8 protein-coding genes and 1 pseudogene are annotated in these 10,430 nt (G+C 39.1%); 2 read left to right on the top strand and 7 right to left on the bottom strand.

Going from position 1 to position 10,430, the window contains the following annotated elements; all coding sequences use genetic code 11:
• A pseudogene (locus EHQ62_RS15215) lies at positions 1-704 on the top strand (AZOBR_p60025 family cell surface glycopolymer formation protein); the annotation flags it as partial.
• Here the strand turns inward: EHQ62_RS15215 and EHQ62_RS15210 are convergent.
• Both EHQ62_RS15210 and EHQ62_RS15205 read right to left on the bottom strand, forming a co-directional pair.
• Positions 701-2,173 (bottom strand): PDZ domain-containing protein, encoded by a 1,473-nt coding sequence (locus EHQ62_RS15210; protein WP_135644368.1) that lies wholly within the window; start codon positions 2,171-2,173, stop codon positions 701-703. The pseudogene EHQ62_RS15215 and the gene EHQ62_RS15210 sit on opposite strands and share 4 nt — an antisense overlap.
• A complete protein-coding gene (locus EHQ62_RS15205; RefSeq protein WP_425269544.1) occupies positions 2,170-3,660 on the bottom strand; it encodes a S1C family serine protease in 1,491 nt (496 codons plus the stop codon). The genes EHQ62_RS15210 and EHQ62_RS15205 overlap by 4 nt, the downstream gene beginning before the upstream one ends.
• 91 nt (positions 3,661-3,751) lie before the next feature.
• On the opposite strand from EHQ62_RS15205, the gene EHQ62_RS15200 reads away from it, so the two are divergent.
• Positions 3,752-4,789: an ATP-binding protein gene (locus tag EHQ62_RS15200; RefSeq protein ID WP_135644364.1), complete on the top strand. Its 1,038-nt coding sequence runs from the start codon at positions 3,752-3,754 to the stop codon at positions 4,787-4,789.
• A 37-nt stretch (positions 4,790-4,826) separates the two neighbouring features.
• On the opposite strand, the gene EHQ62_RS15195 is transcribed toward EHQ62_RS15200, so the two are convergent.
• From EHQ62_RS15195 to EHQ62_RS15175, 5 genes are all read right to left on the bottom strand, one after another.
• Positions 4,827-5,360 carry an adenine phosphoribosyltransferase gene (locus EHQ62_RS15195; RefSeq protein ID WP_015679465.1) on the bottom strand — a complete coding sequence of 178 codons (534 nt, stop codon included), beginning with the start codon at positions 5,358-5,360 and terminating at the stop codon, positions 4,827-4,829.
• A gap of 93 nt (positions 5,361-5,453) precedes the next feature.
• Positions 5,454-6,344 (bottom strand): protease HtpX, encoded by an 891-nt coding sequence (htpX, locus tag EHQ62_RS15190; protein ID WP_135644362.1) that lies wholly within the window; start codon positions 6,342-6,344, stop codon positions 5,454-5,456.
• 85 nt (positions 6,345-6,429) lie between these two features.
• Complete coding sequence (locus EHQ62_RS15185) at positions 6,430-8,046, bottom strand: NCS2 family permease (RefSeq protein WP_135644360.1); 1,617 nt, start codon at positions 8,044-8,046, stop codon at positions 6,430-6,432.
• Positions 8,043-8,501 carry a ClpXP protease specificity-enhancing factor SspB gene (locus EHQ62_RS15180; RefSeq protein WP_135644358.1) on the bottom strand — a complete coding sequence of 153 codons (459 nt, stop codon included), beginning with the start codon at positions 8,499-8,501 and terminating at the stop codon, positions 8,043-8,045. Before EHQ62_RS15180 ends, EHQ62_RS15185 begins: the two co-directional genes overlap by 4 nt.
• On the bottom strand, positions 8,498-10,381 hold the full coding sequence (locus EHQ62_RS15175) for a polysaccharide biosynthesis protein (RefSeq protein ID WP_208720708.1): 1,884 nt from the start codon (positions 10,379-10,381) through the stop codon (positions 8,498-8,500). The genes EHQ62_RS15180 and EHQ62_RS15175 overlap by 4 nt, the downstream gene beginning before the upstream one ends.
• Positions 10,382-10,430: the final 49 nt, after the last annotated feature.

The following is a 10,430-nucleotide window of genomic DNA, read 5'->3' as shown; positions in this document are numbered from 1 at the left end:
GTTATTATGTATTGGTTAGTGATTCCGTTATGGTTTCCATCCTAATCATTGCATATTATTTTTATGTAAAAGAAAAATACTTATTATTTGTTTTATTATCTAGTTTGGCCATCCTCACAAAAGAACCGGCACTATTTTTGTTATTCCCTCTTGGCTTGGCTGCCTTATTTCGAAAAGATTGGAAAAAAATGATTGTGGTAGGATCAGTTTTGGTGATCCCCGTGTGTTGGCATTTGTATTTATCGTATCGTTTTCCTAATTGGAGGCCAGGCCGGCTAACAGGCTTTATCCTCCCGTTTGGAGGACTGATTTGCTGTATGGGGTCCATTTGGAGCCAATTGGCGGCTGGTAGTAACGTAAAGGAACTTGCACGGCTTTTGAGTCGATTCCCTTTAGTGGTTTTGTTTTTTTTGGGAGTATTTTTGCCCTTCACTGGAAAACTAAAAAAAGGTTGGGAGTTTAGAATTTCGTTTTTATTGGTCCTCTTTATGGTAGGCACAGCTGGGTATTATCATTTTTGGTCTGTTTATGAAAACGTATCGAGGATGTTCACACTTAGCATCCCAATTTTACTTTTACTTATGAATGAAGATAAGACCATTCGCAAACAAGAATACATCTTGGTCACCATCCTCATTTTGTTTTTATTTCTTATAAAAGTTTTATTCATTTCAAAACAAATGAATTACCAAGTTGGCTTTTAGAAATTGAAATCCTGTTGGATTTGAAAATTCTTTTTGGCTTCTTCATTTAGGCTTCGGATTTCATCTTTTTTGAAAATGAGTTCGTAACCATCACCTAATACGAATCTTATGAATGGAGAATCGGATTGGTTTACAATTTGTTTGAGATCCTCAAGGGAAGAAATTTCTTTTCCATTCACAGATTTTAAGATTACTTGGTGGGTTGTATGATACGCCTTATTCCCTGATAGTGGGAATACTTGTGATAAAAATACAATTTTCCCTTCTTTTGGGTTTCGTTTGATTCGGTAAAAATCATTTAAATATAATAATTCTTTACTCACGCGGTTTCGCCATTGGTTCCCGTGTTCTGTAAGGTATTGCTCCGATAGTTCTAAAAATACAATGCCAGCTAACATTAAGTATTTAGGAGTTTGGAATCTCGTATTCCCATGTGGGATACGAATGTCAGATTCATTTAATGGTTTTGTTTCTAATTCCAGTTGGATTGGTTTTTTCTTTCGTAATACTTTGAGTTTTATTTTTTTACCAAAGGCTGATTCTGAATCATAGGTATTATGGAATAGATAGGATAAATTAAGTTTTCCAAATTTAGGATGGTCAAAATATCCTTTTGGATCAATTTTATAATTTGATACTTCCAAAATCACATCCTCCAATTCTAAAATCCCTGAGGCTGAAGAGTTTGGGTAAATTTCTGCAACTAACACTCCTAAATCGTCTTTTCTGAGTCCAAAGTAATTTCGGGAAGCCACATCGGGAAGCGGTTTGAATCGGAATCCTTTGAAGGGGAATGATTTTCCTTCAATAAAATGTTTGATGGCAAAAGAGGGGATCATCTTCCCCAATCCATTTTCTTTGAACTGGTATAAAATTCCTTGTGGAATTCTGGAGGTCACATCCACAACTAATTCTCCAATCCCATCCAACTTTTCCTCGGATTGGATTTCGATGAAAGGTAATTCCACATAACCACTCGCATACGAATCGATATCCAGTCGGATCATTCTAATTTTTTTTTCTTCTAAGTTCCGTTGGTCTTTACTTTCCATAACAAGGCCTGTGCCAGGAACAAAAACTTCGTTTGGAAACTGAACTGGTTTTAAATCTTTTTGGAAACTCGGGTCATCTAACTTTAAAATGGCAAGTCCTAAATCAGCGTCTAACCTTTCCAATTCAGCAGTATACACCTTTAGGGCATCCGGTTTTTTTACTTCGATATTGGTATAAAAGTATATGGCTTGTGCTGGAACCAAAAGGCGGTTTTCGCCAATGTAAATTCCCGTGGATTGTCGTATCTCCGGGTTTTTATATCGCCAAGGTTGGATCATATTTGGATATAATACCGTGACCTTAATTTGCAAAATAGATGCATCGTTATTCCCAACTGGAATTGACTTCCCATGCAATTGAAAAAGGCTAAGTAATGAAATGAATAAACATGTAAAAAATAGATTTGGTAATTTCATTTGTTTCCTGTTATATGATAGGAGCGTTTGATTTCGCTATTTACTTTTTCTGTTTCGTCTCTGTCTAAGAGCAGAGGAACTTGTATCCCGTAAAATTGGATTTTGATTGTTTTCTCTTTTGAGTTATGGTACAGTTCTTTTAAATGGTTTAGATTTTTTACTTTAATACCATTAAACGTTTCCACAACCATATTCAAATAAAAATCAGTATGTGAATTGATCGGATGGGGTAATTTTCGATAGAATACAACATCTTCGTTATCACCTTCACTTAATGGATAGGCTTCATAAAATCGATAGACGAGTAAACTCCCACCCTGGGTTTGGCCTGTTTTACTCCATGCCTCTAACAAATCGCGGGTTACTGTTTGGAAAAGAAGACCACCTAATAATAAATAATCGTATTCTTTACCATAACTTGCTCTTTGATTTTCCATAAGTGCCATTTTTTTGGCAGGGAAACGCACTTGGATTTTTTTCTTATCTCGTATCAAATCAAATTGGATTTCTTCACCTGCAAACTTGTTATCAATCACTTCTAAAAAATCGATGGAATTTGTTTCGATTAAATTCCCATTCCTTCCAATTTTACGTCCGTCGATTGCCGTTAAGTAATCTCCCGGAAATAAAAATCCTTCTGCCGATCCTTGTTTGAAAACTCTTGTGACAAATACACCTTCCTCTGATGTTGGTATGCCATAAAACTTCCTATGTGTTTCTGAAAATGAATTTTGAGTTTGGATTCCAAGTTCCACATAACCATGGTAAACTCCATCTTCTATATCTTTTAAAAAATGTTGGATGACATTAGTTGGGATGATGTACCCAATGTTTTCTCCCTTAGTGGAAGCTTGGAATGCGACGCCAACAACTTTGCCATCTTGGAGTGCTGGCCCACCTGAATTCCCTGGGTTAATGGCAGCATCCACTTGAACAACTAAATGGCTATCGATCCCTGTATGTGCATAAGTGGATTGTTCGATCCTTGAGACGATTCCTCGGCTAACGGAGATTCTACTCCCACCAATAGGATATCCAATGATATCAACAGGACTTGCTAAGTCAGGTATTCCACCTAACTCAAGCTGGATGCTATTTTTATAAAAATTTTCATCGGGAACTTCCAAAATTGCCAAATCACAATCATGTGCAATGTACAATACCTTCAGCTCGTACCATTCGGTTTGATTGTATCTCTGCACTTCCATGAACTTCGCATTGGAAACAACATGGGCATTTGTCAAAATTCGATTTTTTGATATGATAAACCCGGAGCCTGTTGAAGCTGAAATTCCGGAAGACATCCAAGGGGAGTAGGGGTCTTTTGTTTGCGAAAATACTCGGATTTGGACTACAGATTTCTTCAATTCGTCAATGGATTGTGAGTGGGGATCTGCAGAAATAGGAATGTTGAATAAAATCAGAAAAAATAAAATAGTACTCGCAAAGGGAATTGGGGTCATTAGTCTTTTTTTTTGATTCTGCATGAGTTTTTTTGAATCCATTTTATTCGGATCGGTTGCCTTTTTTTCTTTGATCACTGGCATCGTTTCCTTTAGAAAGAACCCTCGCACTGGAATGAAAACAAGTTTTTCAGTCCTTGCTGGTTTTTTCTGTATCGGTGATTTCACAATCTTAATTGATAGTTTGATTTTAAAAAACCAAATCCTCAACCACCCTCATATCATTTCTACGTATTTGGTTTTTTTCTCGTTTGTATTGATTTTTTTTGGATTACATTTCCCAACTTTTTTTCGGAACTTCCCAAAACTCCTCATCGTTTCATCCTTTGTTTTTGGAATGGGCATCATGTTATTGTTAGTTGATTTGGGACTTTTAAATGATGTTTACCCAGAAGCAAGTTTGATTTTACTCAAATACTACTATAATTCCTATTATATCCTTACTTTTTTTGTTTTTTCTTATTTGATCACTTCCAAACTTCGATTCAATTTTCCTGCAATCCAAAAGTTTATGGAATACATTTATTACGCTGCAATTTTTACCTGTTTTAGTTTTTTGATCATTTGCATTTTCCCTAAAAGTATTCCCACAACAACTTCCTACTTTTTACATTTTTTCTTTTTTATGAACTTATTGTTTATCACTTGTTTCGTTGTATTTTTATTCCATTACTCGTTTACAAAAGATTACCTCACACATCCTTTCTCTTTTTTATTTGAAAGATCCAAACAAATTTTTGAAGAGAAAATACCTGCAAATCGTGCGAATTCAAGGATCATCAAAGAAAAACTTTGGACATTATATGATAAACAAAATTGGCGCCATACAATGGATAGTTTTTGGTTCCAAATCCTTGTAGATGAAACTTTGGACAATGCCTTAGAACATGGTGGGAAAAGAGAAGACGATATCATCACTGTCCATGTGTTTGAATCGGCTAAATACATTGATGTATTTGTGATTGATAGTGGAAAAGGTTTTAATCCAAGACTAGTTCCGAGTCCAATTGATTCGGATCGAAAACTTGTGACGGGTGGTAGGGGAATTCACATCTTAAAAAAATTATTTTTGGTTCGATGGAATTTTTTAGGAAACGAAGTGAATATCCGTGTGGACAAAACAAAAAGTTCCGATTGGAAAACCCATGTTTAACCGGAACTTTTTGTTATCGTAATTTTAAATTTAGGTTTTAATGCCCTTCAAATTCACAAATAGAAAACACATCAATTCCATACGTATCTTTGATCCGTTTCGCTCCACCTAAATCAGGTAAGTTGATAATCGTTGAACACTCATGGATTTGGCCTTTCAAATTTTGGATGAGTTTGATGGATGCTTCCAAAGTCCCACCTGTTGCGATGAGATCATCCATAATGAGAACTCGGTCTCCTGGAACAATCGCATCGGTGTGGATCTCAACGTGGTCAACACCGTATTCTAATGCATAGGATTCAGAAATGGTATTGCCTGGGAGTTTTCCTTTTTTTCGGATGGGAACAAAACCAACTCCCAATTGGAAAGCCAGAGCTGCTCCTGGGATGAAACCTCTCGCATCAATCGCGGCAATTTTATTTAATTTTGCATTTTGGTAGCGTTCTACGAACATCCCAATGGTGAGTTGGAAACCTTCTGGGTCGATGAGAAGGGAAGTGATGTCTCGAAACAAAATTCCTGGTTTCGGATAATCAGGAATGGTTCGTATCTTAGATTTAACAATGGACATAAAAGGATGAAACCTAGGAAGTCTAGGGTCTTGCAATAAAAAAAGGCCGGCAGATGCCGACCTTTCTAACCATTCGATCGAATTCTAGAATGATTATCTCATTTGTTTGAGGGCCAAGATGCGTTCTTCCAATGCCGGGTGTGTGGCAAAAAGAGATAAGAATCCCCCTTTTTTGGAAGAGATCTTAAAGGATGCAAGTGCTTCTCCTCTTGGATCTTCTGGCATCTCTACCATTTGTCTGAGTGATTCAAGAGCCGAGATCATGGACTCTCTTCCCGCAAGTTTGGCACCACCAGCATCGGCTCTAAACTCCCTTTGGCGGGAGAAATAAGCCACAGCCATAGAACCAAGGATGGAGAACACGATGTCAAGTAAGATGGTCACAGCAATGCGAACGATCTGTGCCATCTCTTCTTTCACAGCGTTTGCCGCAACATAGGCGATGATACGAGAGATGAACATTGCAAACGAGTTCACAACACCTTGGATGAGGGTAAGGGTTACCATATCACCATTGGCAATGTGAGACAATTCGTGAGCGAGTACACCTTCTAGTTCTTGTGTGTTCATCCGATTGAGAAGGCCAGTAGAAACGGCAACCAGTGCGCTGGACTTACTTGGTCCTGTCGCAAATGCGTTTACTTCTGGGGATTCGTAAATTCCCACCTCAGGCATAGGTAGGTGTGCCCTCTGTGCGAGGGATTGAACGCGACGATAGATTTCCATTTCGTGAGAGGAAGCTTGTTTGGGATCGATGATTTTCACTCCCATCGTCCACTTCGCCATCATTTTGGAAAGTAAGAGGGAAATAAAAGATCCCGCCATACCCCACATCAAACAGAAAACAATGAGTTGCGTTAGGTCCAAACCAAAGGCTCGGATGCTAAATCCCATCGATCCCATAAGGGTGGTGACGATGGAAATTGTAGTCATAATCAATATGTTAGTTAACAGGAAAAAACCGATTCGTTTGATCCAAGTCATAGGAAATTGTTCTCCTTAAGGTCCAAGAAGGAACCTATTCATTAGACTGAAACTGTAAGTCCTTTTGCAAAAGATTACAAGCAATTTAATGGTCGAAGGAATCCGCTTTTTCTTTCGAGCCAAGGAACTTCACTAACAAAAATAAGGTCGCAAGCGAAAGGTAGGCGATTGGAAAATCCCAATTGGCAATTTCTGTGAATCGATTCAAAATCGCATTTCCTTTTAGTTCGTAGGCGTGGATCCAGCCGACCATCGACAAAACGGCGGCAATCACTGCCCAGAGGCTTGCTTTCCACCATTCTCGTTCTAAAATGAAAACCACCATCGCCGCCCAAATCATTGATGTGATGAGAAAACCTTGAGAAAGGGATAATACTCCTCCCAACGCGTAAGGTAAAAACGGCATGTGAGAGGGAATCTCTGATAAGGAAAAATGGATTTCTTTACCTGCGCCTAATTCTTGTAATATGCCTTGAAGTTTTCCATCCAAAAATAAAAACACGTTTTGAATGATAAGCACTGCCCATCCCGCAAAGGCTGGCAATAATCCCACAACGACTGCAGGGGAGTGGTGTTTGGGAATGGCTTGGAAGGCTTGGCTTGTGATGATGATCCCAATCCAAAGGACAATGGCCATACCTGCTTCCACAGGGATAAGCGCTTGGATAAGACCCATAAGTCCAAATAAACTCACAATCGTCATAAAAACACCAGATAACATCGAATAACTATGTTTGGCACCTAACGCTTTCCATCCGGGGTGACCGATATATATGGTTGTTGGGAATGGTGAACCGAAAGCAGTTCCTGCAAGAGTCCCCACTCCATTCACAAGTAAAGATGTTTTGGTATCAAAACTATCCCCCGATGCTTCCGCGGATTCTATGTTTTGTAAAGAACCAATGACATTAAAAATTCCCATTGGCAAAATAATGGAGAAGTAAGCCTGTAAATTAGCGTAATTCAGAGTATCAATTAAAGGGAGTATAGAAAGTTGTGGGAAATAAAAACCTAAATTAGAAAGTCCGTTTTGAATTGCTCCTTCCTTGTAAACAGGGTCTCCCCAAAATCCAGAAAGATACGAAAGCAAAACTCCCACTAAAACCGATAAAAATCCACCAGGGATTCCAAATGGAAAACGAACCTTCCCAAAATATTGCAAAAGGATGACACCTAATGGGATAAAGGCGATGAGTGGCCTTTCAAAAGTTTTGAGTAAAAAATCCATGGAAATAAACGTAAGTGCAATGCCAGCCAATGCAGAAAGTAAAGCCGCTCTGGGTGTGTACTTACGAATGTGGGCTGCAAGAAAAGAACCAATTACTTCGATAAGGCCTGAAGCAAAAGATACAAGAAGGCCTGCTTTCCAAGCTTCTTTGTAATCACCAGTTGCTTGGTAGGTAGGAAACATCACAAAAAAGATAAACGCAAAAAGGGAAACGGTATTGATTCCATAGGGGATGGCAGTGACGTCACTTCGATTGGTTCTTTGTCCCAATTTCCAAGCTTGCCAAGCATAAAATACGTTCCCTACAAGTAAGGAAACTGCCGCACCAGGTAACACCACTGAGGTGATGAATTCCAATGGAAAACCACAAACTCCCATACATAGGGCAGAGAGTACCAGTAATTGGATGAGGTTGTCGACCATGAGTCCAAAAAATCCGTCTAGGTCACCTCGAGTGATGGTAAAAAAATTCATTCGCTTCTTTTGCCTCCAAAATCTACGCGAATCACATTTCCCTCACCTGTCACTTCTGGTTTGGCAGATTTAGGTTTTGTTTGGGGTTCGTCTGCATTTCCACTTGTTTCGATTTGTAAAAATCGAAGTTGAGAGGCAGAATTTTGGAATTTATCGTAAATACGAAACACTGCATCCCAAGGGATCATTGTTGGTTCCCAAGTAGATCCAAATTGTAATTCGGCAAATAAATAATCAGGTTTGCTATCTAAAACTTTTACGGCTTTGTCACCAAACACGAGTACAATGCCAGATTCTTTTTCGGCATTTAAAAGTCCTCGTTTGCCAATTTCCAATTTTGGATGGGGCATTACATGGATGTAAAAAACACCAAATCGTTCCCAATATAAATTGAATAAATCCCTTTTGAACTCACGTAATGTTGTGATTTCTTCCTGCGTGAGGTTTTCGCTCATAAATTCCTTTTACCGTGTGATGTTTCCCATTCGATGTATTCATCATGAATTTTGTATTCTGGAATGATGTCTTTTAACCCAAGGAAAATCTCTCTATTTTTGTTGGCTTTTGCCAAAGAAAACAATCGATTGAGTTTGTTTTGGAAAAGTAATAAATTATAATGATCTAGTGGAGCAGCGATTCGAATTTTTGGATGGTGGGTTTTTTTGATTCCTTCTGCATTTAACAGAAGTTCTTCGTACAGTTTTTCCCCGGGTCTTAGTCCTGAAAATTCAATATTGATATCTTTGTAAGGTGTATAACCTGACAAACGAATCATTTCTTCTGCAAGCGATAGGATACGAACAGGTTCCCCCATATCGAGTAAAAAGATCTCCCCATGTTCTCCCATACTGCCTGCCTGTAAAACAAGTTGGGTGGCCTCAGGTATTGTCATAAAGTAGCGAATCACTTCAGGGTGGGTGACGGTGACTGGACCACCACGTTTGATTTGTTCTCGAAATCTTGGGATGACACTTCCATTGGATCCTAAAACGTTTCCAAATCGCACAGTGATGAATTTGGTTCTTGAATTTTGGGAGATATGTTGCAAATAAATCTCAGCTGCTCGTTTGGATGCACCCATAATATTGACGGGGTTTACTGCTTTGTCTGTTGAAATGAGGACAAATCGTTCTACACCAATGAGACGGCATACATCCGCCACATTTTTGGTTCCCATCACATTATTCAGGATGGCTTCTGATGGGTTGATTTCCATCATCGGAACGTGTTTGTACGCAGCGGAATGGAAAACGACAGCTGGTCTATGTTCTTCAAATACAGCTGAGATCCTCGATAAATTTTTAACATCTGCCACTACAGGACGGATATCAATATTAAACTCTGAATAGTTTTTCCTTAGTTCGTAGTCAATTTCGTATAACGGGGTTTCGGCGGCATCCAAAATGACGAGAACACTTGGTTTGAAGAGAGCCACTTGCCGGCAAATTTCAGATCCAATGGATCCACCGGCACCTGTGACTAGGATCACCTTTTTTTCTAAGTAGGACCTGATGGATTCAATTTCTAAATTAACTGTGGGCCTGCCAAGTAAGTCTTCCACTTGGACTTCCCTCAGTTGTGTGATATTTGGTTTTCCTGCTAGGTATTCGCCAAACGTTGGTAAAATTTTAAATTCAACACCTGCGCCATCACATTCTTTCATGAGTTTGCTCACAACACGCCCGTCAGGTTGGGGGACAGTCATGATCACTTTTTTGATTCCAAAACGTGTTAGCACCTTACCGATGTCATCTGTTGTCCCAAGGATAGGAACCCCTTGGATGTAACCCCCTTTTTTGGCGGCATTATCATCCAAAAATCCTACGGGCAGATACTCTAAATTGATATTTCGCCTAATTTCAGTTAAAAAAGAGCTACCCAATTTCCCCGCACCTACGATGAGGATGGGGATCCCTTTGCGGATTTTATCAGAACTAAAAATTTGTTCTCGGATCATCCTCCAACTCAAACTCCGTAGGCACAAAAACCCAAGTAAGATGAGGGTATCAAGGATGGGAACCATCCGCGAGAGTTGGTAGAAGCGATTGTAAAAGAGTAGGGCAAGGGTTGAAACAAGAGAGGAAAGGATGGTTGCTTTGATGATAGCGAGCAGGTCATGTAGGGATGCATATGACCATAATGAGCGGTAAATTCCTGAAAATAAAAAGACCACACTTCGCGTGACCACCACTAGGGTGGCACAAATCCAAAAATCGGGATAGTTGTCTAAGAAACTTATGTTTTCGAAGCGCACAAGGTGTGCGAGAAAATAGGACAAAAACATAAAGAGGATGTCGACAGGAAAAACCCAGTATCGTCTTGGAATCGATTTCATATCTGATAAATAAAGGTATTTGGAACAAAATTCCTTGTAAATACAGAAT

It is taken from the genome of Leptospira jelokensis, assembly GCF_004769635.1.
Taxonomy (GTDB): domain Bacteria; phylum Spirochaetota; class Leptospiria; order Leptospirales; family Leptospiraceae; genus Leptospira_A; species Leptospira_A jelokensis.
This window is presented reverse-complemented; position numbering and strand designations above follow the sequence as displayed.

Excerpts from the sequence above, each read along its gene's own strand:
- EHQ62_RS15195 (WP_015679465.1), bottom strand. The coding sequence starts at position 5,360 with ATGTCCATTGTTAAATCTAAGATACGAACCATTCCTGATTATCCGAAA.
- htpX (WP_135644362.1), bottom strand. The coding sequence starts at position 6,344 with ATGACTTGGATCAAACGAATCGGTTTTTTCCTGTTAACTAACATATTG.
- EHQ62_RS15205 (WP_425269544.1), bottom strand. The coding sequence starts at position 3,660 with ATGCAGAATCAAAAAAAAAGACTAATGACCCCAATTCCCTTTGCGAGT.
- EHQ62_RS15185 (WP_135644360.1), bottom strand. The coding sequence starts at position 8,046 with ATGAATTTTTTTACCATCACTCGAGGTGACCTAGACGGATTTTTTGGA.
- EHQ62_RS15210 (WP_135644368.1), bottom strand. The coding sequence starts at position 2,173 with ATGAAATTACCAAATCTATTTTTTACATGTTTATTCATTTCATTACTT.
- EHQ62_RS15200 (WP_135644364.1), top strand. The coding sequence starts at position 3,752 with ATGAAAACAAGTTTTTCAGTCCTTGCTGGTTTTTTCTGTATCGGTGAT.
- EHQ62_RS15180 (WP_135644358.1), bottom strand. The coding sequence starts at position 8,501 with ATGAGCGAAAACCTCACGCAGGAAGAAATCACAACATTACGTGAGTTC.
- EHQ62_RS15175 (WP_208720708.1), bottom strand. The coding sequence starts at position 10,381 with ATGAAATCGATTCCAAGACGATACTGGGTTTTTCCTGTCGACATCCTC.